This window comes from Nonomuraea sp. NPDC050394, assembly GCF_044459065.1.
Classification (GTDB): domain Bacteria; phylum Actinomycetota; class Actinomycetes; order Streptosporangiales; family Streptosporangiaceae; genus Nonomuraea.
Map to the genome: position 1 here is coordinate 36853 of NZ_JBITIO010000030.1, position 22868 is coordinate 59720.

Here is a 22868-nt window from a genome sequence, read left to right on the forward strand (position 1 = left end):
CGCATATTCCATGACTGCACATCCTTTACGGTGATTTCGCGCCGTCGTTTAGGCCGTAAAGGCAGGCGATATAGCCGCGCAGACCGAGGTTTTGGGCGTATTCCTCAACTGCAGCCACCCCACCAAACCACCTGGGGCTGCCGTGCCTCACGAAATTCCGCACCGCACGCCAGGGTAATGCCGCTGCTACCGGCAAACGTGATGTAAGGGCAAAGCGGACCTCAAGGTCCCATCAGCAAGACACTCTTCCGAGGTAGTGTTTCCGGGGGAGTCGACACCTCTAACCGTCACAAACCATTCCGTCAATGCTGTGTAATCACTGCCGTCGATACTCGAGAATCTCCGCCTCAAGGGATATGCGGCAAGTCTAGTCATGTTGGACGATGTCGTGCTATTACATCCGCATCTAAATCTGATGAGCACTGCTCCTACCTGAGTAGAGGACCATCGCCGCCGCACTGCATGTGTCGTTCAAGATCCCTACCTCTCGATAGAGGTCATGCTGGCATGGTGAGAATGTACGTTCGAGCGCCGGTCGTGACGATCGCTGACTTCGGTACTCACTGAAGGCGGCTGGGGCTGCCCTGGCCTTCCTTCGTCGGGCCTTGCCACCGGTCGACACGGCTAAGGTGACAGCAGCGCTGACTGCAACGTCCGCACACGCCGAGGCGGCCGCGCCACCGTCCACACGCACCTGACCATGGTCTCGATCTCTGGATCAGGGTGATTGCTCTGTCTGAAAGCGGAAGGTCGGCAGTTCGACCCTGCCCCTGACCACCAGCTTTGAACAGCAGAAACACCCCGAACGGATCATCGTTTGGGGTTTTGATGTCTGTTGACAACAACGTCGCGATAGTCCTTCGGCCGCTGTGGCGCTGGCGATCATTGACCGCCTGAAGATGCGTGACTAACTTCCGAGTTTGTGACGCCACAGTGGATTGGTGTGATTGGGACTGCTCTTGGCGCGGCGATCGGAAGCCTGGTGGCGATCGGGTCCGTCTTCTTCAAAGCCCGGCAGGAAGTAGCTGCTGAAGAACGCCAGTACAGGAGGGAGCGAGCCCTTAGGGCTCGTGATCGCACCTGGGACATCACCGTTCAGGGGCTGGACGCGCGGCGAAAGACCTATGCCACCTTGTTACGGCGAGCTGGAGCATACGGTCGGCGACTCGAAGCGATCACCACTCAGACCCCGATCGCGGCTGACGAGGTTCCACATCTTCTGACGGAAGACCTCGACACTGCCAGGGCAGAGCTTGAAGATCTTGTCTTCGAGGTTGATGTTCATGCGCAGCATCCCCTGGTTGGTGATGGGCTGCGGCAACTCCTACAAGAGGGCCAAGCGGTTCAGGACGCCCTCGAAGCAGGAGACCGGGGCAAGGCCAAGGAGTCGATGCCTCTTGTAGGAACCTTGACGGCGAAGCTACGGGATACATGCCGTTGGGATCTTGGGTTGTACGCACCTGATCCGTACGCGGACTCGAACAGCGCGCCAGAATCGATATCCGCTGAGAAGAAGGCGGTCGAAGCAGAACAATGCGCCCCAGCCGAAACGAGCTGAGGCGCAATGGGTAGGGGCAGATCAGCCGAGAGCATCACTGAGCTTGCCTAGGGCTGTCCGCTTGTCGTCGAGCGAGACGAGAGCGTAGATCGTCCTGGTTACATCGATGTCGTCGGCAGCAGCGTGAGGTGATCACGATGGCAGGTGGATTACGGGTTCGGCAACGAGGGCGCCTGGTCATCGTGGCGTTGGGCCCAACGGCCGGCGTGGCGGCCGGGGGGCTCACCAATCTGCTCACCGCAACCTGGAACTGGTGGCTGTTCGGCGGCCTGGTCTTGATAACCAGCCTGGCTAGTGCTGGCACACTGATCGCCCTGCCGCGCGGCAACCCGCCGGACCTGGCGGTGTCTCCGGCGGAAGATCAGCCGCCGGCTTCGGCGCTGCGGCCCCCGTCCGGCACCCGGGTCTTCACCGGCCGCAGCAAAGAACTGCGCCGTTTGGCAACCCCTGTTCCCGAGGGAGACCGGCCTGGGCCTCTCCTCCTGGTGATCGCCGGCATGCCTGGGACCGGAAAGACGGAACTGGCCATCAGCGCCGCCCGGGCCCTGGCCGCGCGCTACCCCGACGGGGTGTTCTGGCTGGGCCTGCGTACCTACGCCGCGACCGAGTCTCAGGTGACCAGCACCGCTGCGCTCCGCACGCTGCTCAACGCCCTCAACGTGCCGCCCGACCCGAACGCCACCAGCGTGAGCGCGCTCAGCCGCACCTGGAAGGCCGCGACCACGGGCAAGAAAATGCTGATCATCTTGGACGACGCCGATACCGCCGAACAGATCCGCCCGCTGCTCCCTGCAGCCCAAGGGGCGGCGATCCTGATCACCACCCGTCACGTGCTGATCGGCATCGATCCCGACCACAGCATCACCTTGCAACCGTTCACCCGCAGCCAGGCGGCCCGGTTGGCCGGAGCGATTCTGCGCCGTACCGGCCTGAACGACCCCCAGGCCGTCGCCGCGATCGCTGCCGCCTTCCGGATCCCGCTCGCGATCCGTCAAATGAGCGATCTGAAGGCGGCGAATCCTGCCCACGAGATCTCCGCCACCCCGGCGGGGACAATCAGCGATGAGACCTCTGCCGCGTTCGCCCGTTCTCTTGCCGCGCTGGCCAAACCGGCCCGCCTCGTGCTCCGCCGAGTTGCTCACTACCCCGGCTCTCTGATCATGGCGCCCATCGCGGCCGTCCTCGCCGACCAGCAAATCGATGACGCCGCCACCCTGCTGGCCACCCTCTACCAGCGCGGCCTGCTCGTCCCGGACAACCGCACCGGCGACGGCGGCTACCGCATGCATGACGCTGTCCGCGCGGCCGCTTTGATCGAATCCGGCAAGCACGACAGCGTGAAGCACCTGGCCGCCGCAGATAGACGACTCTTCCAGTACACGAACGACACGATCGACGCTGCGGTGCTCCCGATCGATTCCAGCGCCTCCGTGACCTACATGAGTACCGATGAAGACGCTTGCCGGGTGCCACCTCCCCGGCACGATTCCGATGTCGCCGCGCTGCGGTGGCTCGACCGGCATCACGCAGATCTTCTCGCCGTGACCCGCCGGTGCCTGTCCGCGCGTTCCCCCCAAGCATGGCGCCTGGTCCACAACCTGGAGGCCTACCAGCGGATGCGCGGCTTCTACACCGAGATCATCGAACTGAACGGCCAGGCGCTGAGCCTGGCCCAGCATGCCAACGACCTGCTCGGCCAGGCAGCCATGCATCAGAACCTCGGCCTGGTGGACATGCGTACAAGCAACTACCACGCCGCGCTCGCGCGCTTTCAGACCTCGCTTGAGCTGTACACCCAAGCCGGCAACCAAGCCGGCCAAAAGGTGGCCCACCACGAACTCTGCAACGTCCACAAGTGGCTCGGTAACTTCGCCCAGGCCCGGGCACATGCCACCTTCTGTTTCGAAGCCTCCTCAGGAGATGACCTCAGCGAACGGGCATTCGCCCATTCCAGCCTCGGCGTCCTTGACCGCTTGGAAGGCAGCTACACCACAGCACGCGAACACCTCACCCGGGCGGTGGAACTGTTCGAGCGGGCAGGGCAGCGTCGTGGCGTCGGTATCTGCCACCGGCAACTCGGCATGCTGGACCAGCACTTGAGCCGATACCACGACGCTCAAGCCCACCTCGGCAAAGCCCTCTTCCTGTTCCAGGAACTGGGTGACCTCATGAACCAGGCTGACACCCATCACAACCTGGCCGTCGTCCACCGCGGGCTGGGCGCTCTGGCTACCGCTCACAAGCACGCCACGACCGCCCTTGCCCTCGCACGTCAGATCAGCCACGTCCAAGGACAAGCCGACGCACACAGCGAACTCGCCCAGCTGGCGCAGACCGCCGGCGACTACACGACAGCGCACATCCACCTCCGCCATGCTCTCGACCTTCACCAGCGCCTCCAGCAAGCACGTGAAGCCGAACAGCTCAATCCCTCACCGCCTCCAGAACGTCGCTAGCCCTGCGTAGCGGACGGGGCATATGGCTGCCAAGCAGACACCCTCGCGCTGCCCGAGTGGGCGTCCTCCTCCCGAGCGTGGCCCCAGCCCCAAGGTGGAGCGATCGTCGCAGGTCATCCCGCCGCGTACTTGACCCGAGGCTCGCGGACGCCGAACGTGAGAGGCCAGAGCTGTCAGGGCGACCGGGCGAGGCGACCGTGAGTGAGTTGAACCGCAGGCGATTACTGGGCGGGCTGGCCGGAGGCGCACTGATGGCGGGCGGCCTGCCCGCTGCGCCCGGCGGGGGCGTCACCGCGCTCGTCCGGGCCACGCTCATCGACGGGAGCGGCGCGCCGCCGGTGCGGAACGCGACCGTCGTCCTGGCCGGCGACCGGATCCTCGCCGCCGGCCGCCGTCCGGCCCCGCCCGGGGCCCGCGTGGTGGACCTGGCCGGCCGCTACCTCATCCCGGGCCTGTGGGACATGCACACCCACAGCGCCGACCTCGAGCGCACCTTCCCGCCGCTGCACGTGGTGCACGGCATCACCGGCATCCGGGAGATGGCGGACACACCGGCCGCCCACGCCGTACGCCGGCGCATCGAACGCGGCGAGCTGCTGGGCCCGCGCATGGTGATCGGGAGCAACCTCATCGACGGCCCGCCCGGCGCCTGGCCGGGCGCCGACGTGGTCACCACCGACGCCGAGGCGCGCGCCGCGGTCCGCAAGGCCCGGCGCGAGCACGCCGACTTCGCCAAGGTCTACACCTACCTCTCGCCCGGGGCCTACGCGTCCGTCGCGGACGAGGCCCGCCGGCTCGGGCTCCCGTTCGCCGGGCACGTGCCCGCCCGTGTCCCGGTCGAAGAGGCCGTCCGGCTGGGCCAGCACACGATCGAGCACCTGTACGGCATGTACCTGTCCACCTCCGCCCAGGCCGCCGACCTGTACGCCCGGCTGGCGGCCATGCCCGCCGACCCCGCCCACCCGGACTGGTGGGGCCGCCAGTGGTGGCGGCTGGAACGCGACGCCGTGGCGACCCACAGCCCGCGCCGGGCCGGGAAGCTGTTCGCGCTGATGAGACGGCGCGGCGCCTGGCAGTCGCCCACCCTGGTGACGCTGCAGCGCTTCCGCCGCGCGCCCGACGACCTGCTCAACGACCCCGGACTGCGGGCGCCGCTGCGCTACATGCCCGCCCAGGTGCGCCTGTGGTGGGAGGAGGAGGTACGCTCCCGCCCCCCGATGACCCCGGACGAGCTGGCCCGGTGGCGCGCGTACTTCGAGGCCCAGCTCCGCCTGGTCAAGGCCATGGACGAGGCCGGAGTGGACATCGTGGCCGGCACCGACGCCGGCGGCGCCTTCATCTTCCCCGGCATCGACCTCCACACCGAGCTGGGCCTGCTGGTGAGAGCGGGCCTGTCACCGGCGCGCGCACTGCGCGCCGCCACCAGGGACGCCGCGCGCTGCGCCGGCCTGGAGCGGGTGTCGGGCACGATCGCCGCCGGCAAGTACGCCGACCTGGTGGTGCTGGACGGCGACCCGCTGGCCGACATCGCCAACACCCGCAGGATCCACGCGGTGGTCTGCCGCGGGCGCTACCTCGGTCCCGGCGACAGGGCACGCATGTTCGCCGAGGTCGAGGCCGCCGCGGTCGCCTCCTAGGAACTGGTGAGGGTGACGAGCTGCCGGGTCACCCTGTATGAGCCCCCGCTGTCGATCGACGCCTCGGCACCGATGAACTGAATCCCCCGCTTCGCCCTCGGCTGCAAGGCGACGGGCCCGCCGATGAGGCCCGCCCCGAGGACGACCCCTCGACTGGCGTTTCATCAGTCCGTTTCAGGAGCTCAGCCACCTACACCGACCCATGAAACAGTCGATGCCCAGGTCAGCATCGGCTTCGGCGGCCGTGCATCATGTGACCGCTCATGAAACACTGCTCCTGGCCGCCCGGAGAGGATCTGGCACCGACCCGGCCTGCCGGTCGAACGTGTGGCCCGGCCTTGCCACCAGGGGGCTTTGAGCGTTGTGGCGCCTGCTATCGCTGGGCGCACAGGGCGGTGTCCAGGGCGGCGTTGACCTGGTCGGCGGCGGGTTTGGTGTAGGGCATCGCGGTGACGGCGATGGTGGCCGCGCGTCCGTCCTCGGTGGCGCCGTTGCGGACCTCGTAGCCGGAGATGTCGCCGCCGTGGGCCCAGGCGTGGCCGCCGCAGCTCAGTTCGATCTTCATCAGGCCGAGCCCGTAGCTCCAGCCTTTCGGGAATCCGGGGGCGGCGATGGTCTGCTTCATCTGCCGCAGCAGGTCGGGCTTGAGGAGCCGGCCGTCGAGCAGTGCGCCCAGGAAGCGGTTGACGTCGCGGGGGGTGCTGATCATCTGTCCGGCCGCCCATGCCCAGGACGGGTCCAGCCGGGTGACCTCGGCTAGTTCGGCGCCCGGCTCGTTGGTCTTGGCCCGGTAGCCCTTGGGGTGGGGGCCGCGGATGTTCCGCTCGCCGGCGCCTGGCCAGTAGGTGTCGCGCAGCCGGAGTGGGGTGATGATCCGGTTGGTGATCTCCTCGCCGAGGGGCCGGCCGGTGATCTTCTGCACCAGCAGGCCGAGCGCGATGTATCCGGTGTTGCTGTAGGCCCAGCCGGTGCCGGGGGCGAAGGCGGGCCGGCGGGTCAGGCCCACGTCGAGCACGTCGCGGGGTTCGAAGTAGCGGTGGCGGGCCTGGGTCCACGATGGCCAGGAGCCGAGCAGATCGTGTTCGTAGTCGGGCAGGCCGGCGGTGTGCTGGAGCGCCTGGCGGACAGTGAAGCGGCGGCCGTCGTTGCCGTTGGCGCGGATCAGGCCGGGCAGATAGGTCTCGACCGGGGCGTCGAGGTCGATCTTGCCCTCTGCGGCCAGTTGCAGGACGAGCGTGGCGAGGAAGGTCTTGGTGGTGCTGCCGATGCGTACCTTCCCGTTGCGGGGGACCTTCGCCCGGGTGGCCAGGTCCGCCACGCCTGCGGTGTAGTCGCGCACGCGCCCGCCGCGGTCCCGCGTCGACGCCAGGGCGCCCGGGAAGCCGCCGGTGCCGACCAGGCCTTCCAGAGCCGTCTGTACGGCGTCGGCCGGGCGGGCCCGCGCGCCGGCCTCGGCGGCGGCCGGGGCGGCGGCCAGGCCCAGGACGCTGAGGGCGACGGCGGCCGCGGTGACCGGGGCCAGAGCGCGGCGCCACCGGGAGGCGTCCGGCGGGGGCGTGAGGGCGGCTCTGGTGGGGTGGGACGGCGACATCGCTTCTCCTTGGTGACGGGAGGGGTGAGGAACCTGCGATCGGGATGTGCAGGGCTGCGCGCGCTCTCAGGGAACGCCTCCCGGGCACGGGCTGACGGCCGGGGGCGGGACGTGGCGATGAGCCTGTGCCGCCGCAAGATCCTCCTCGTGCTGACGGCTGCCCGCAGGTTCCTCCGCCCTGGATGCCGTCAGACGCGCGCCCTGCCCCGAGGCCGAAGCCCTCGGGGCAGGGCCGGTCTCAGACGCAGAAGGCGGCGTCGATCGCCTTCTCGAAGGGAGCCTGGTCGGTTTGCGGCTGCTTCTCGCTGACAGACAGGGCCAGCGTGGTACGGCCGTCGGGGGTGGTGTAGGCGGCGGTGAGGTAGCCGGGGATGCCTCCGGTGTGGCCGATGATCTGCTTGCCGCAGCTGGTGGACTGCACCCTCAGGCCCAGGCCGTACGCGCCGATCTGGGGGTTGACGAACAGGCCCTTCTTCATCTCGGCGAGCTGGGCGGGCTTGAGGACCTTGCCGGTGGCCAGGCTGTGGAGGAAGGTCGTCAGGTCCTTGGTGGTGGTGATCATCGCGCCGCCGGAGCTGGCGATGCTCGGGTTGAGCCGGCTGATGTCGACGTATTGGCCGGTGCTCTTCTTGATGTAGCCGTGGGCGTGCGGCCCGGGGATCGAGGTGGAGTAGGTGGGAGCGGAGGTGTCGCGCAGGCCCAGCGGCTTGATGATGCGCTTGGTGACCTCGCTCTGCCAGCTGTTGCCGGTCACCGCCTTGATCAGCATCCCGGCCACCAGATAGCCGGTGTTGGAGTAGGAAAAGCGCGAGCCGGGCTCGAAGTTCAGCGGCTTGGCCAGCGAGGCCGCCACCAGCTGCTCGTCGGTGAACCGGGTGAAGCGCAGCTTCAGGTACGGCTCGCCGACGGTGGGAAACTCCGGCAGGTCGGTGTAGCTGGGGATCCCGGCGGTGTGCTGCAGGATCATCCGCACCGTGATGTCGTTCTCGCGTGGCAGCAGCCCGGGCAGGTAGGTGGCGATGGGCTCGCCCAACTTGATGCGTCCCTCGCCGGCCAGGTGCAGCACGGTCGCCGCGGTGAAGACCTTGGTGGCGCTGCCCATGCGGAACAGCCCGTCAGCCGGGACGGGGCGGCTGCCGCCGATCCGGGCGGTCCCGGCGCGCAGCACGCGCTGGTTGCCGGCCTCGGTGAGCCTGGCCTGCACTCCTGCCACGTTGCTGGTATCCACCAGTGCGTCCATCGCCTTCTGCAGCGAGGCGGTTGTGCTCGGCGTCGTGGCCTGGGCGGCGTGCGCCGGGACGGTGGCAAGCACTGTGCCGGCGGTGGCGGCGGCGAGAGCGAGGGCGAGGATCTTGGACGTGATGCGCATGAAGTGACTTCTCCCGAAAGGTGATGCAGCGCCATATCGGCGCTGGTCATCACGTTATGGGCGGCGATCACAGTAAACGATCCCGCCAACTGCCCGATGCTCAGTGGCGTGGACCGGTAGCTCCTGGTAGGGCCTGCCCCACCAGCACGCGCCGCGCGCCAGGGCGGGCAGCGCCGGGTGGACCAGGCGCCGGCGACGTGCGCTCACTCCGCTGCCCGGCCTCTGGGCGGCCGGCAGATCGGTATACCCGGCACCAAGCACGAGGCGTGAGGCTCCTGGCGGGGCGCACGTGCGCCGTGTCGAAGACGAGCCCCTCCCGAGGGAAGGGGCGCGCGGCGGGCCTGTCCCTGGCCGTCTCTGCGTTGGCCAGGGATGACGTTGCCGCCCTCTCCGCCACGCGCAGGGCGGAGACGCGGCCAGAGCCGGCGGGCGTCAGGCCATGGCGGCTCATTCGGCCTCCAGCCGGGCCGTGAGCCGGGGCCGGGATGGAGGCGATGCAGGTACCACGGGTCGTCGTCCGGTATGGCCGTGGCCTGGTCAGCGTAGTCGCGGACCAGGCCGCAGGGTGCGGCGCCGGCCGTTAGGTTCCGGCGGCGCGCTCGCGTTCGTAGGCGGCGTTGATCCGCAGCGCCTCGGCCAGTTGGTCTTCCAGGATGATGATTCGGCAGGCGGCTTCCACGGGAGTGCCCTGATCGACGAGTTCTCGGGCCCGCCCGGCCAGGCGCAGTTGGTAGCGGGAGTAGCGGCGGTGGCCGCCGCTGGAGCGTTTCGGCTCGATCAGATGGGCGGCGCCCAGGGCGCGCAGGAAGGTGGCGGTGACGCCGAGCATGTCGGCGGCCGCGCCCATGCTGTAGGCGGGGTAGTCGTCATCGTCGAACCGGTCTTCGGCCGTGGGTTCGGCCGTCGTTTCCGTAATCCTGCCGTGAACGGGTGTGTCATCCCCGGCAGCCGAGCGGCGTTGATCCATGCATTCCCTTCTCTTCACGCGCACAGGGGCCCCGGCGCCTGTGCGCCGGGGCCCGAAAGAGTTCAACACCATCTACCGGCCATCCGGCCGGCCTACTGTTGTCCGCATCTGCCGCAGCGAGCGGCGGTGATGCGCGGATCGCGGATGTGTGACCGTAGACCACCTTCTTTCTGTGGAACTGCGGTACCCGAGCGGCGGGAACTTCAGCCGGCAACGGGCGATCCCGATGGCGTCACCACTCCCTTCATCTTTCTCTTCCGGAACACTTGCCAACTTCACCTTCGGCAGCGCGTCCACGATCAGGGCCCCTGTCTGTTGCGCTGGCCCGTCACATCCGACCTTCTGCCGTCAACCTCTGACTTCATCGTGCTGCGGGCAGTTCGTCGTGATGCCAGGAACTACTTTCGCTGCCCGGTGAATCCGTTCTTGCGATGTCACAAACTATAGTGCCCGCACATGCGGATGTCTACCATCGCCAATACAGATTTTCGGCTCCGGGTGGGGCAGCTCCGGTCGCGGCGGATGACCTGCCCGGCGGCGAGGGGACTGGCGGACGGTGGCGTCGTCGGCGGTGCGCAGGTGGTCGGGAAGATCGAGGACCACGACAGCGTCTGGTGCGCACATCCGCCAACGGACCCATCGGCAGCCATTGGGACGGAACAGGGATCAGGAGTCGGCGTCCCGTGTCCGCGGTTTCGCGGCCAGCGTGCGGCGGGCGGTCTGGAGTTCGCTGTTGAGGTGCCGGACCTGCTGTTCGAGTTCGAGGATGCGGCGTATCGCGTTGAGGGTCATGCCTTCGTCGGTCATGGCCACGACGTGCTGGACGGTGCCGATGTCGTGGCGGGAGTAGCGGCGCTGGCCGCCGGGTGAGCGGCTGGGGCTGACCACGTCATGCTGGTCCAGACGGCGCAGGTAGGCCTGCTGTACGTGGAGCATGTCGGCGACTTGGCCCAGCGAGTACAGCGGGGCGTGCTCGTCGTCGAAGGGCAGGGACATCTGCTTGCCTCCTGGCTGGGGCGGGCCGCGGGACCATCCCGGTGTCCCGTCAGGGTCGGTCACGAGCCGGGGCCCGCCCTGGCCGGCGAGTCAGGCCTTGATCGCCTTGGAGTCACCGCGGCTGATCTCGACCTTGCGCGGCTTGGCGCGCTCCAGCACCGGGATGCGCACGACGAGCACGCCGTTGTGGTAGCCGGCGTCGATCCTTTCGCTGTCGAGGTGCTCCGACAGATAGACGCGCCGGGTGAAGGTCCCCATCGGACGTTCGCGGACGAACAGCCGCTCGTCCTCGACGAGCTCCTCCTCGCGCCGCGCGCTGACCGACAGGACGCCACGGTCGACGGTGACCTCGATGGAATCGGGGTCGATGCCGGGCAGGTCGAAGCGCAGGACGACGTCGTCCTTACGGCGCAGCCCGTCCATGGGCATGGCCACGCCGTTGCCCTGTGCGGCCTGGCGGGCCAGCCGGTCGAACTGGCGCTCGAACTCCTGCACGAACGGGTCGATCGACGTGAGCAGCATCGTGCTCCACCTCCGAAGATCCCCCGGGGCCTCCTGGTCACCCGGGACGCTTGTCCTCTACGAGAGGAAACCTACGAATCGGATTATAGGTTTCCTACGAGCAGAGGTGTCAAGTCTGGGAGGCCGTCGCACGGGGCTGGACGTTCATCCGGATCGACGTTCAGGTCAATGGCGCGGTCGCGGCGGACGGTACGCGCACAACTCGCGCCACCCTGCCGGGTGAGGGGCTGTTGTTCGCCAACCCCTTGCGGGGCGGGCACCTCAGCGGCCCAATAGCGTTCCGGGCCATTCCCCTCCGGTCGCGCCGCACTGAGACCGCCCGCCGAGCCGCTCGGACACGGGCTCATTCGCGGGTCGCGCGGAGGGTCGTGGCTCGCGGGGCCAGGCGGCGCCCTTGATGCGATCTGGGCTACTGGCCCAGACCAGCCGGTTCCGCACGTCGGTGGCCTAGACGAACACGGCGGCGAGGGTGCGCGCCCGTAGTGCCGCCCGGCGATGACCGCGGCCAGGTCGGCGGCGGCCGCCCAGCCCTGGGCCTGACCGCACAAGACCAGGCCCACGACGGGACCGTCAGCGAGCACGGCTTCGATGGTCCCATCACCGTGCCGGCTCACCTCCTGCGGGTCCCGCGGGCCAGCGCAGCTTCACTGCCGGCCCGCAGGCAGCTGAACTGGGCCGGCGCGGATCATCGCGCGGGGGCGGAAGCGCGGATTCACACCCCGCCCAGCCCGCCCGCCTCGCCACCGACGGCGCAAGAGTCACTGCTCACTCTCATGCGACGCTGCGCCACACCCGGCCGAGGGTAGGCAGATCCCTGCACGTCGCCGTCCGGTCCCCGGAGATGTCGCGGTCCGGCAGTTCTATGGCTAGAGCAGTGGGTAGCGGCCGTAGTAGTCGCCGACCTGGCGCTGGTAGGCGCTGTCGCGGTAGGTGTTCTCGTCGAACTCCGGCGCGTCCTTGATCTCCTGCTTGGTGCGGGCCAGGTAGACCTTCTGCTCCTGCGGGTCGATGCGGGTAATGGTGCTGGCGGGTAGCACCACCTTCTTGCCGAAGATCCAGAACCCGGTGTCGACGACCAGGTAGCTGGCGCCGGCCTCGTTGCTCTCCTCATCCACCGATCCGATCTTGCCGTCGGTGGCCTCGACGTCGTATCCGACCAGGCTCGTGGTCAGGTCGGGGACGACGTTGTCGCGGTAGTGCCAGGTGTTGCCCATGTATATCCACTCCGAAGTAGCCGAATACGGCGATCAGGTTGCGGTCGGTCAGGTACCCGGGCCGTCCTCCCGAAACGCCCCCTCGCGGCACATCACCCGGCATGCACGCGGAAAAGACTTGCCCCCCGTGCGCCCGATCCAGGCCGACGCCGCAGACGTCCAGGGTTGTCGAGCCCTTCCAGCAGGTCAGAGGATGATGATCTCTCCTTTCACGTATGCCAAGTTGACTGAGCTCAGATCCGCATGGGTCAGAATGTGCCGATGACGATCTCCGCTGACGGCTCCGGTCCGGTCCGGATTGTGACGGCCGTTCTTCGCGACGGCGATCGGGTGTTGCTGTGTCATCGAAGCGCCGGACGCCGTTGGTATCCCGACGTGTGGGACCTGCCGGGCGGTCATGTCGAGGAGGGGGAGGATCCGAAAGAGAGCCTCGTCCGCGAGCTTCGGGAGGAGTTGGGAATCACGGCATCGGAGCCGTCCAGCCCGCCGATGCATGAGATCCGGACGGCGACGTTCGACATGCAGATCTGGTTGATCGACAGGTGGACCGGAACACCCGTCAACGCCGCGCCGGACGAGCACGACGCTGTGGCGTGGTTCGAGACGTCCGACCTTGACAGCCTGCCTCTCGCCCATGAGCCGTATCTCTCAATGCTCACCGCCGTGCTCGTCAGGTGACGTCGCTCATCTGAGGGCCGACCTTGGTGATGCACTCGTCGACGGCCGTGGCCATGGTGCCGAACTCCTGGCGCGTGATCGACTTGGCGTTGGCGGGCCTCGAAGGTGGTGGCGCGGTGCATGTCCTTCATCGCGGTCATCGCGGTGCGGGCTGTCGGCGTACTGGTGTGTGCTCCACCGGGTACGGAACCGTGTGCACCAGCGGGTGAGGTGTGCGGCGATCATGGACGAGCGCGCCGGCACCGTGGAATGACGTCAGTGCCGTACGGTCACGACGACTTTGCCGAGCTGGCTGTTGGACTCCAGATGCCGATGCGCCTCGGAGATCTCCTCCAGCTCGAAGATCCGGTCGATGGCGGGTGTCAAGGTCCCGGCGCGGAGCCCGGCCTCGATGAAGGGCTTGGCGCGTGCCATGCGCTCGGGATCGGAGGTGATGAGATCCAGGTTGAACCCGTGGATGGTGAGCGGCCAGTTCATCGGTAGGGGCGCGGGCCGGGGGTCCAGCCAGCCGTACACGATCAGCAGGCCGTCGGCCCGCACGGCGGTGGCGAGCTCGCTGAGGCCGGGACCGCCGATGGAGTCGAAGACGAGCCGAGCTCCTCCTGCGCCCGTGAGCGCCCGCACCCGGCCGGGGACGTCGCCCTCATCGGCGGCCAGGACGTGCGCGGCGCCCGCGCGACGCAGGCGTTCGGCCTTGGCGGCGGTCCGGGTGACGGCGATGGGGACGGCGCCGAGGTGGTTGGCGAGCTGAATGGCGGCCAATCCCACCGCGCTGGAGGCGGCGGTGATGACGACGGCGTCGCCGGGGTTCATCCGGCCCACCTCCATCAGCGCGCCGTAGGCGGTCAGCTGGGTGGTCCAGACGGCTGCGCCGGTGACCGCGTCGACCCCGGGCGGGCGGGGCAGCAGGGAGCGGACGGAGATGGTGATCCGGTCCCCGTAGACGCCGTGGCGCGACATCTCCTCACCACTGATGACGCTGACCGCGTCTCCGGAGGTGAACTCCTGAACGTCACGGCCGACGGCCTCGACGGTGCCGGCGGCCTCGAAGCCGAGCCGGGAGCCGGGCAGGGTGGGCGGGTAGTAGTAGGTGCCGGCGCGGAAGAGGGCTTCGGCGCGGTTGAGCCCGATGGCCTCGACCCGGACCCGGACCTCGTCGGGTGCCGGGGGGTCGAGCCGGACCTCCTCGATCTTCAGGACCTCGGGGCCGCCGATCTCGTGGAAGAGCACCGCACGTGCGTGATCTGTCATGCCGAGGACACTATGGACCGGTGACGAGACTATCCATGCCGGAGAATCTCACTTTTATGTCCGGCCGTCTTGCCGTACAGATGAAGAGCTATGATCGGCCGCATGGATGTACTGAGCGACGCGATCACGGCGATGCGCACCGGGGTCCCCCACTCCTCGCGCACGCTCCTGACCGCGCCGTGGGGTATGCGCTTCGCCCCTTCAAGCGGAGCGGGCGTCCATGTCATCCTGCGGGGCTCCTGCTGGCTGCTGCTCGCCGGGCAGGAGCGAGAGCCGATCCCGCTCGCCCCAGGTGACGTGGTGTTCCTGCCCCACGGGCGGGGGCACGCGATCGCGGACACCCCCTCGACACCCCTGACCGACGTCGTCCAGAACCAGGCCGGCGACTGGGTGATGACCGAGGCGCCGCCGGCGGGCGCAGGTCCGGCCACGCTGCTGTTGTGCGGCGCCTACTCCCTCGACCGCGCGCGAGCGCATCCGCTGCTCACCGGGCTTCCCGACGTCGTCCACCTGCCGGCCAGAATCGGCGCCGAACCCGCGCTGCGCGCCGCCGTGGAACTGCTGGGCGCCGAGCTGGAGCGGCCGGGACCCGGCTCGGACGCGTTGATCCCGGCGCTGCTCGACTCACTGCTCCTCTACGTCCTGCGCTCCTGGCTCAACGAGCACGCCGGGCGGGAGTCCACCGGATGGGCCGCCGCGCTGGCCGACCCCGAGATCGCGCGGTCCCTGCACGCCCTGCACGACGACCCGGCCCGCCCCTGGACGGTGGAAGAACTCGGCGCGCGGGCGGGTCTGTCACGGGCAGCGTTCGCGCGCCGGTTCACCACTGTGGTGGGCAGTCCCCCGCTGGCCTATCTGACCTGGTGGCGGATGACCCTGGCCAGCCGGCTCCTGGTCACCGGCGACGCCCCGCTGCGCGTCGTGGCCGAGAGCGGTGGCTACACCTCGGAGTTCGCCTTCGCCAAGGCCTTCAAGCGGGAGTTCGGTCTCTCGCCGGGCCGTTACCGCCGCGAGCACGAGAGCAGGGGCCGTGCAGAGGTGACAGTCAGGTCGTCCGGGCCCACGTGAGACCTGACAACTCCCCGACATCCGTACGCCGACACGCCTGAGGCGGCCTCCCCGCGGGCGACTACCCCGGTCACGGCCCCCACGCCGAGCCGTGCCACGCCCGTCGGCAAGAACACCTGGAGCGCGGTGCACGGTCTCCCGATTACGCGCCTCCTGGCGGTTCCGCGACCGGTTCCAGCGGATAGGTCGCCGGCCAGAAGGCATCACGCCCGGGCTCGGCGAGGACCGTGGTGACCCCGGTGTCGGAATCGTGCCGGCGGAACTCCATGGTCACCACCAACCCCTCGTCGTCCTCCTCGCCCTCCTCCTGCGGGCCGACGAGGAGGACGCGCACCTGGGCGCGTCCCTCCATCCGCCACCGGAACGCAAGCGGCTCGTCCTCGCCGAAGAGGGCCGAGTACGAGCGCAGCAGGCCCGTCCCGTCGGCGGCGAACACCACCTCCTCGCCGACGAGCGCGGTCGCCGTACCCAGGGCCGAGCGCCAGCGCCCGACCGGTCCACGCTCCAGCATCAGCTCACGCCACGCGGATTCCCGCAACGCGCCACCACCCTGCCCCGCTCCGTTTGCCCTGAGTCTCTCGCACCGCCCCGGGTTCCCGACGCAGGATGCCGCCGCTGGACGGACCGAACCCGGAGACGCCGAGGCCGCCCTCACCGCCTGGCGCCGGCATGTCATGCAGGGCAAGTTCTCGCCCGCCTCGATCAACCAGGCGCTGGCCGCGGTCAAACTCCTGTATGCCCAGAGCGGGCTGCGCGTCGACGTCAAGCCCGCCCGGCTGCCTGAGCGGCGGCCTGCCGCTGCTGGGGCGCAGCCATGGCTGGGCGGCCGACCGGGTGCGGGCCATGGATGTGGTGACCGCGGACGGACGCCTGCGTCACGTCACCCCGGACGGTGAGCCCGACCTGTATGGCGCTGCTCGGCGGACGTGACAACTTCGGCATCGTCACCGGCATGGAGTTCGACCTGGTCCCGGTGCGTTCCCCGACGACCCACGGCTGCCCGAGCCGATGCGCGGCCGCCACGTCTATCACGTGCGCATAGCCTTCACCGGATCGCCCGAGGAGGGCGAACGCCTCGTCCAGCCGCTGCGCCTGATCGGGCCGCGGCTGATGGAGACGCTGGCGGACCTGCCGTACAGCCGGAGTTCCTCGATTCACGACGACCCGCCCATCGCCATGCCGTGGGCCGCCGACAGCGCCATGCTCACCGACCTGGACGGCAAGGCGATCCACACACTTCTCAGCCACGTCGCGCCGGATGCGCCACTGCCCGCGATCATCGAACTGCGTCATTTGGGCGGCGCACTGGCCGAACCGCCCGCCCACGTCAACGCCGTCGGACATCGAGACGCCGCGTACATGCTCGCGGTTCTCACCCCGCTGATCGGGACCGATGTCGCGGCGGCCCATCGCTTCCTCGACCTCCTGTTCCACGACCTTGAGCCCTGGGCGGCGGGCCGGTTCGTCAACTTCATGGGTCACGGTGACAACGCCGATCACGCTCGGGTCCGCACTGCCTACGAGCCGCACGACCATGAACGGCTGGCCGCGCGGTCAGGTGGTAGTAGGCCGGCGCGGTGGGTTCGGCGGCGTCGCGGCTCAGTCGCTTCGTCTCATACACGGTCAGGATGACGCGGCAGTGCGGGGCGTGCGCCTTGATCTGCCGGGCCGGCGCGAGTGCCGCCTCGAACCGCGGACGCACCTTCACCCGGGTCGAGATCTTCTCGGAGAAGATTTTCTCGCGACCGATCCCGTGCGCGGCCAGCGCGTCGAGCTGCGACCGCAGTTCCTGGTGAAGGCGGAGCAGCGGGCGTAGGCCGACGGTTCATCGTCATTGCGCGGGGACGAGGTGCTTATGTGGGTGACGGCTTCCATTCCCGTCTGAGCAGCCCGTATACCCATGAGTCGGATATATCCCCGTTCACGATGCAGTCTTCGCGCAGGGTTCCTTCCCGGATGAATCCGACCTTCTCCAGGACTCGAGCAGAGGCCATGTTTCGCGTATCGGCCTCGGCCTGAACTCGGTTGAGGTCCAGGGTGTCGAAGGCCCACCGCAGCAAGGCCTGCGCGGCTTCCGTCGCATAGCCGTGCCCCCACATCGCCTCGCTGAGGCAGTAGCCCAGTGAGGCACTGCGGTAGTCCGGGTTCCATGAGGTCAGACCGCACCAGCCGACGTAGGCCCCGTCGCAGGCGCGGTCGATGGCCACTCGTGCTCCGGTGCCTTCTTCCGCCATCTTGTGGCACATCATGATGAATCGGTCGGAGCGGGCCGGTTCGGTCCACGGAGGGGAGTCCCAGTAGCGCATCACGTGGGTGTTGCTGTGCAGGGTGTAGAGGGCGTCCGCGTCGGCGTTGGTGAAGGGGCGCAAGCGCAGGCGGTCAGTGTGCAGCTCGGGGGTTGGCAAGGTCATGCGCATCATTCTTGTGTTCTCGGGGATGGGCGGACACTGAATATCCGGCGGTTCACGCTCCCCGCCCGGCCTCGGAGCTCGTCGGGGATGAGGCGTTGGGCCGCCTGGCACAGCGCCCTGGCCGCCGTCCCAGTCGGGGTCACCGCCCTGCGTCAGCGCTTTTCGTAGGGGGCTATTGAACTTAGGTCTATGCCATCCGGCCGCAAGTGCCAGGAGCGGTTCATCCAGGAGAACGATGAGGGACCGCCTCGCCGCGGCGAGTCTCGAAGGAGTACTCCCTGACACCAGTTGAGAGGCACCTGTGCTCAGAAGACTCGCGGTTGCGGCCGGCCTGCTGGCGGCGACCATGGTGGCCGTCCCTCATACTGCCACGGCAACGGCGCGCGCCGGCGCGGATCCCGTGCGGGCCGCACTGGACAAGGCGTTCGCCGAGGCGACCGGCGGCGCGGACGGCCCGGGCGTCCAGGCCGTGGCGATGCGGAACGGGAAGGTCATCTGGTCGGCGAGGACCGGCCGGGCGGTGGACGACCCGCCCGCCCCGGTGACCGGCCGGACGCTGTTCAGCCTGGCCAGCTTCGGCAAGCTCATCCTGGGCGCCTACGCCCTCCACCTGGCCGACAAGGGCACCCTCGCCCTCGACCGGCCCATCTCTGCCCACATCGGGACCAAGCTGCCCGGCGCGAACGTGGTCACGCCGCGGATGCTGCTCACGCACACCTCGGGCTACCCGGACCTGTACACCCATCCCAGCACCGCGCCCCTGCTGCCGCAGGGCGCCGAGTACGACCCGAACCGGCCGTTCACGTTCGCCATGCTCGCGCCCGGCGTGAGCGAGCCGGTCAAGCCGGGCAGCCGCTACGAGTACTCCAACACCGGGTTCATCATCCTGGCCCACGTGCTGACCGAGATCGCCGGCGGCGAGAAGGCGCTGGAACGAGACGTGCGGCGCTTCCTCGCCAGGGCGGGCGAGCGAGGCGAGCACCTCACCGGCGAGCGCGCGCCGCGTCATCGCCCCCGCTTCGCGCACGGCTACATCGACGACGGTGGCGGCAAGCTCATTGACTACTTCACCGCCTACGGGGCCACCGGCGTCCCCACCGACGTGTACGGCCTGCCGTTCGGCGACGGCATGTTCGCCGGCACCGCCTTCGGGGCCGCCCGCTTCCTGGACGCGCTGTTCACCGGCCGCCGCCTCCTGCGCCCGGCCACTCTCGACGCCATGATCAAGCCGACCGCCCTGTCGGTCGCCGCCGGCCAGCCGTACGGCATGGCCGCCCTCAGCTTCGACCACGGCGGCCGCACGTGGAAGGGCCACGCCGGCGCCTATGGCGGCTTCACCTCCCTGGGCGCCACCGACCGGGCCGGCGGGGTCACGATCGCCGTGGTCGCCAACCGGCTGGCCACGACCGGAAACGCCCAGCAGGCCTGGGCGAAGCTGGCCAAGGCCTACGCCGACGCCCGGTAACTCACCTTTGGTCCCGCGGGAAGACGGGGAACTTAGGGTCGTATGGCCGTCCCCTCCGCATCAAGCCGTGGGCCGCAGGTGCTGCCGAGCCCATTCCCCGAAGCTGGTGAGCGAAAGGCCGAGGTCTCTGGCGTACTGCGGGCGGGCCGGCTGGCCGGCCACGTTCATCCACTCGTGTGAGGTGCCCATCGCCGGCATTCCGGCGGCGAGGGCCTGCTCCTCGGTCATGTCCGGTGCCGACAGGTGCGTGCCCAGCGCGTGGGAGAGAACCTCGGCGATCTCCGTCATCGACAGGTACTCACTTGCCAGCTCCAGCTCCACCCCGTGGAACCGCTCCGGCTCGGCGATGGCCGCGGCGGCCGCCCTGCCGATGTCGTCCACCGCGGCGAGGGACAGCCGGGTGTCCGGCTTCACGACGCTCACCAGGCCGCCTTCGACGCCCCGCGGGAACAGGAAAGCCATGGACGGCAGGAAGTTCTCCATGAAGAAACCCGGCTTGAGGATCGTCCAGCGGGAGAAGCCGGCCGCGCGAACCCGGTCCTGGATCGTGCTCTTGGCTCCAAGGCTGGCGTCCAAGGAGCCCCAACGGCCTGGGACCCAGCCAGGAGTCTGGGTGTGCTGACCGGCGCCGCTGGTGGAGGTGTGCACGAACTGCGGCACTCCCGCCGCCTTCGCGCCCTCGATGAGGTTGACCGCCTGGGCCACCTCTCCGTCGAAATTGAACCCTTCGGCGGTCAGGGCGGCCATCTGAACAGAGAAGACAGCTCGTACGCCCTCGGCGGCCCGGACTACCGAATCGCGATCGTGGAGATCGCCGGTGACCAGTTCGGCGCCGAGCGTCTCGACGGCCTTGGCTCGCTCGGTGTCGGGGTAGCGCACCAGGGCGCGTACGGGAACGCCTGCGGCGAGCAGGGCACGGGCGGTGGCTCCGCCCTGCCTGCCGGTGGCGCCGCTGACCAGGACGGGTGCGGAATCTGCGGACATGGTGCTCCTCAGGGCATTAAACGGCGGGGCCCGCCGTTTTCATTGCGATACGATATGGCGACCCCCGCCACTTAGCAACTCTGGAGATGACGACATGCCCGACCGTCAGCGCGCGGACGCCCGGCGGAACTACGCGCGCATCCTCGCCGTGGCCGAGGAGGAGGTCGCCGCACACGGGGCCGACGCCTCCCTGGAACAGATCGCCCGCATCGCGGGGGTCGGCTCGGCCACCGTACGGCGCCACTTCCCGACCCGCCGGGCGTTGCTGGAAGCGGTCTCCCACCAGCGGATCGAGGCCCTGGCCGCCTGCGCCCGCGAGCTGGCAGGCAAGAGCGACAGCCGTGACGCGCTCCTGGAATGGCTCAGTGCCGTCGTCGCCTACTGCGTCGCAGCCCGAGGGCTGGCGGCGGCACTGGCCTACGACGGGGCCGAGCCCGACTCCGTACACGAGAACACCTGCTCGGCGATGATGGCAGAGGCGGGAAACCCCCTGCTGCGGCGCGCCGTGCAGGACGGGGCGGTGGCGGAAGGCATCACCGTCGCCGACCTGATCGCGCTGATCGTCGGCATCGTCCTCGCGACGGAGCACCACCCCGACCCGGCCGCCCGCGCGGACCGGCTGTTCCGACTGGCCGTGGCGGGCCTGAGCCCGCGGAGCTAAGAAGCCTGCTCGAAAGACCGTCCCCCGTCCTGCCCGCTTGATCCGAACCTGTAGGTGCCGGATCTTGTGTCAGCGGGCTTGGCCTGGGGTTTTGCTGTGTTCGATGGCTCGGGCAGGAGCGCTCTGCGGCTGCTGTACTTGATCGTTTTACGGGTATCCGGTTGGATCGCGCTGCTCGCCTGATCGCAGGCGTCCAAGGACGCGGAGATTCTGGTACTGCTGGCTGTGCCCGGCCGTCAGGGCGCTGCTCCCCGGCCGTTGTGGGTGGATCGGGCGATCCTTTCCGCGCTCGTGCGGGTCCTGCCCCGGCGCCGCCGGTATCACCTCGTTTCAGTGCGAGCGACTCCTGTCGGCTCCGAGCCTCTGGACGCCCCTCACAACAAGATCTTTAGCTGAAGAACGCCCGTTTCACGGGCGATGCTTTGCCGGTTTGCTACCGTGTTCGCGATCTTTGCACGATGCGAGAACGGGGCGTCTGTTGGGAAGTCGAGGCGTTCGCAGCGTGTCCCGCGAGGCGACGCATCGGCACTGGGGCTACTGGGCGAGCACCATCGTGACCGCGATCTTGGTGGTGGCTCTCGTGGTGGCCTACGGCTACTACCGGTCTCTGGATGCTGGCTTGAAGCGCCAGAACGTCTCCGACGCGCTGGGCAGGCAGCGCCCCCCGGAGACCGGCGCCCTGAACGTGCTGCTGATCGGATCGGACTCCCGCGAGGGCGACAACAAGAAGTACGGGGCCACCTCGCACGGCCTGGGCGAGCGCAGCGACACGCTGATGCTGCTGCACGTCTCGCCGGATCGGGACAAGGTGACGATCGTCAGCTTCCCCCGCGATCTCATGGTGATCATCCCGGCCTGTCAGAACGCGGCCGGCGCCCCCATCGCCTCCGGCCTGAGGCAGATCAACTCCGCTTTCAACGACGGCGGGGTGGTGTGCGCGATGCGCACGGTCGAGGCGACGACCAAGCTGCGGCTCAACCACTTCGTCAAGGTCGACTTCACGGGTTTCAAAGGCATCATCGACGCCCTGGGCGGCATTTCGGTCTGCCTGCCCAAGCCGGTCAACGACCCCAAGGCCAAGCTGGTGCTGGCCGCGGGCAACCACGTGGTCAACGGGGAACAGGCGCTCGGCTACGTCCGGGCCCGCTACTCGATGGGAGATGGCAGTGACCTGTCGCGCATCAACCGGCAGCAGATCTTCCTCTCGCAGGTGATGAAGAAGGTCACCGATGGCGGCCTGTTCACCGATCCCGCCAAACTCAACAGTTTTCTCCAGGCCGCCATCGCTGCGGTCACGGTGGATGACCAGCTGTCGCTGGAGCGCATGCTGGAGATCGCCCGAAGCATGCAGGGGATCACGGCCACCCAGCTCAAGGGCGTCACCGTACCCGTCCAGGCCTACCCCGCAGACAAGAACAGGGTCCAACTGGCTCAGCCGGCGGCCGACGACTTCTTCACCCGCTTGCGCAACGACGTCGAAACCAGCAAAGTGGCGGGTCCCAACCCGTCGGCATCAGCCAACCCGCAAGTGAAGATCCCGAACAACAAGGTCCGCGTTCAGGTGTTGAACGGCTCCAGCCAGGTCGGGCTGGCCAAGAAGGTCGCCGACGAACTGGCGGCCCAGGGATTCGTCGTGACCGAGACGGGCAACGCCCCGGCGGCAGCCGTCACCCAGGTGCGCTACGCCAAACGCCAGCAGGACGGCGCCCCGTACGCCGACACGGTCGCCGGCAGGCTGAGCAAGGACAAGCGCACCCCCGTCGCGGGAAAGGTGAAGGCCGCCGGCATCGAGCCCTTCACCTCACCCAAGCCCAGCGCCACCCCCACGACCAACCCGTCGGGGCCGATCGTCCAGCTGGTGATCGGCGCCGACTGGCCGGGCGTGCGCGTGACGACCGTGATCCCCGACTCGATGAAGGACAAGACCGTGGATTCGTCCACCAACCCCTGAGGCTTTTCCAACCTGAGCGTGCAGGCCAGAGTGGATGCGCGAGGGTGGGTTGAGAGAAGAGAAGGCTCCCGGTAAGACAGCAGTCGACC

At 68.7% G+C, this 22868-nt stretch carries 20 protein-coding genes; 10 read left to right on the forward strand and 10 right to left on the reverse strand.

Annotation, left to right across the window (positions count from 1 at the left end; translation table 11 throughout):
• Positions 1–922 precede the first annotated feature (922 nt).
• From ACIBKY_RS53600 to ACIBKY_RS53610, 3 genes are all read left to right on the forward strand, one after another.
• Complete coding sequence (locus ACIBKY_RS53600) at positions 923–1558, forward strand: hypothetical protein (RefSeq protein ID WP_397110175.1); 636 nt, start codon at positions 923–925, stop codon at positions 1556–1558.
• 137 nt (positions 1559–1695) lie between these two features.
• Positions 1696–4014 carry a tetratricopeptide repeat protein gene (locus ACIBKY_RS53605; RefSeq protein ID WP_397110210.1) on the forward strand — a complete coding sequence of 773 codons (2319 nt, stop codon included), beginning with the start codon at positions 1696–1698 and terminating at the stop codon, positions 4012–4014.
• Positions 4015–4211: 197 nt separating this feature from the next.
• Positions 4212–5651, forward strand: a complete 1440-nt coding sequence (locus tag ACIBKY_RS53610) for an amidohydrolase family protein (protein WP_397110177.1) — start codon at positions 4212–4214, stop codon at positions 5649–5651.
• Between the two features lie 373 nt (positions 5652–6024).
• Here ACIBKY_RS53610 and ACIBKY_RS53615 read toward each other — a convergent pair whose 3' ends face one another.
• The 6 genes from ACIBKY_RS53615 to ACIBKY_RS53640 form a co-directional block, all read right to left on the reverse strand.
• Positions 6025–7242: a serine hydrolase domain-containing protein gene (locus tag ACIBKY_RS53615; RefSeq protein ID WP_397110179.1), complete on the reverse strand. Its 1218-nt coding sequence runs from the start codon at positions 7240–7242 to the stop codon at positions 6025–6027.
• 238 nt (positions 7243–7480) lie between these two features.
• Positions 7481–8611 carry a serine hydrolase domain-containing protein gene (locus ACIBKY_RS53620; protein ID WP_397110181.1) on the reverse strand — a complete coding sequence of 377 codons (1131 nt, stop codon included), beginning with the start codon at positions 8609–8611 and terminating at the stop codon, positions 7481–7483.
• A gap of 580 nt (positions 8612–9191) precedes the next feature.
• Positions 9192–9458 (reverse strand): MerR family transcriptional regulator, encoded by a 267-nt coding sequence (locus ACIBKY_RS53625; protein ID WP_397110212.1) that lies wholly within the window; start codon positions 9456–9458, stop codon positions 9192–9194.
• Between the two features lie 786 nt (positions 9459–10244).
• Positions 10245–10574 (reverse strand): MerR family transcriptional regulator, encoded by a 330-nt coding sequence (locus tag ACIBKY_RS53630; RefSeq protein WP_397110183.1) that lies wholly within the window; start codon positions 10572–10574, stop codon positions 10245–10247.
• A gap of 90 nt (positions 10575–10664) precedes the next feature.
• On the reverse strand, positions 10665–11096 hold the full coding sequence (locus ACIBKY_RS53635) for an Hsp20/alpha crystallin family protein (protein ID WP_397110185.1): 432 nt from the start codon (positions 11094–11096) through the stop codon (positions 10665–10667).
• A gap of 866 nt (positions 11097–11962) precedes the next feature.
• Positions 11963–12310: a PRC-barrel domain containing protein gene (locus tag ACIBKY_RS53640; protein WP_397110186.1), complete on the reverse strand. Its 348-nt coding sequence runs from the start codon at positions 12308–12310 to the stop codon at positions 11963–11965.
• A 261-nt stretch (positions 12311–12571) separates the two neighbouring features.
• On the opposite strand from ACIBKY_RS53640, the gene ACIBKY_RS53645 reads away from it, so the two are divergent.
• Positions 12572–12988: an NUDIX domain-containing protein gene (locus ACIBKY_RS53645; RefSeq protein ID WP_397110188.1), complete on the forward strand. Its 417-nt coding sequence runs from the start codon at positions 12572–12574 to the stop codon at positions 12986–12988.
• A 255-nt stretch (positions 12989–13243) separates the two neighbouring features.
• On the opposite strand, the gene ACIBKY_RS53650 is transcribed toward ACIBKY_RS53645, so the two are convergent.
• Positions 13244–14239: a zinc-dependent alcohol dehydrogenase family protein gene (locus tag ACIBKY_RS53650; protein ID WP_397110190.1), complete on the reverse strand. Its 996-nt coding sequence runs from the start codon at positions 14237–14239 to the stop codon at positions 13244–13246.
• Positions 14240–14341: 102 nt separating this feature from the next.
• On the opposite strand from ACIBKY_RS53650, the gene ACIBKY_RS53655 reads away from it, so the two are divergent.
• Positions 14342–15307, forward strand: coding sequence for an AraC family transcriptional regulator (locus ACIBKY_RS53655; RefSeq protein ID WP_397110192.1), 966 nt, complete (start codon positions 14342–14344; stop codon positions 15305–15307).
• A gap of 142 nt (positions 15308–15449) precedes the next feature.
• Here ACIBKY_RS53655 and ACIBKY_RS53660 read toward each other — a convergent pair whose 3' ends face one another.
• Complete coding sequence (locus ACIBKY_RS53660; protein ID WP_397110194.1) at positions 15450–15845, reverse strand: hypothetical protein; 396 nt, start codon at positions 15843–15845, stop codon at positions 15450–15452.
• A gap of 197 nt (positions 15846–16042) precedes the next feature.
• On the opposite strand from ACIBKY_RS53660, the gene ACIBKY_RS53665 reads away from it, so the two are divergent.
• Positions 16043–16237: a hypothetical protein gene (locus ACIBKY_RS53665; protein WP_397110196.1), complete on the forward strand. Its 195-nt coding sequence runs from the start codon at positions 16043–16045 to the stop codon at positions 16235–16237.
• Positions 16238–16315: 78 nt separating this feature from the next.
• Positions 16316–16939, forward strand: coding sequence for a hypothetical protein (locus tag ACIBKY_RS53670; protein WP_397110198.1), 624 nt, complete (start codon positions 16316–16318; stop codon positions 16937–16939).
• A gap of 221 nt (positions 16940–17160) precedes the next feature.
• Here the strand turns inward: ACIBKY_RS53670 and ACIBKY_RS53675 are convergent, their stop codons facing one another.
• On the reverse strand, positions 17161–17718 hold the full coding sequence (locus ACIBKY_RS53675; protein ID WP_397110200.1) for a GNAT family N-acetyltransferase: 558 nt from the start codon (positions 17716–17718) through the stop codon (positions 17161–17163).
• 301 nt (positions 17719–18019) lie between these two features.
• On the opposite strand from ACIBKY_RS53675, the gene ACIBKY_RS53680 reads away from it, so the two are divergent.
• Entirely contained in the window at positions 18020–19183 is a 1164-nt protein-coding gene (locus ACIBKY_RS53680; RefSeq protein WP_397110202.1) for a serine hydrolase domain-containing protein, read from the forward strand.
• A gap of 60 nt (positions 19184–19243) precedes the next feature.
• On the opposite strand, the gene ACIBKY_RS53685 is transcribed toward ACIBKY_RS53680, so the two are convergent.
• Positions 19244–20167, reverse strand: a complete 924-nt coding sequence (locus ACIBKY_RS53685; protein WP_397110204.1) for an NmrA family NAD(P)-binding protein — start codon at positions 20165–20167, stop codon at positions 19244–19246.
• A gap of 94 nt (positions 20168–20261) precedes the next feature.
• Here ACIBKY_RS53685 and ACIBKY_RS53690 point away from each other — a divergent pair, with 94 nt between their 5' ends.
• Positions 20262–20828 (forward strand): TetR/AcrR family transcriptional regulator, encoded by a 567-nt coding sequence (locus ACIBKY_RS53690; protein WP_397110206.1) that lies wholly within the window; start codon positions 20262–20264, stop codon positions 20826–20828.
• Positions 20829–21330: 502 nt separating this feature from the next.
• Positions 21331–22779, forward strand: a complete 1449-nt coding sequence (locus tag ACIBKY_RS53695) for an LCP family protein (RefSeq protein WP_397110208.1) — start codon at positions 21331–21333, stop codon at positions 22777–22779.
• The last annotated feature ends 89 nt before the right edge of the window (positions 22780–22868 follow it).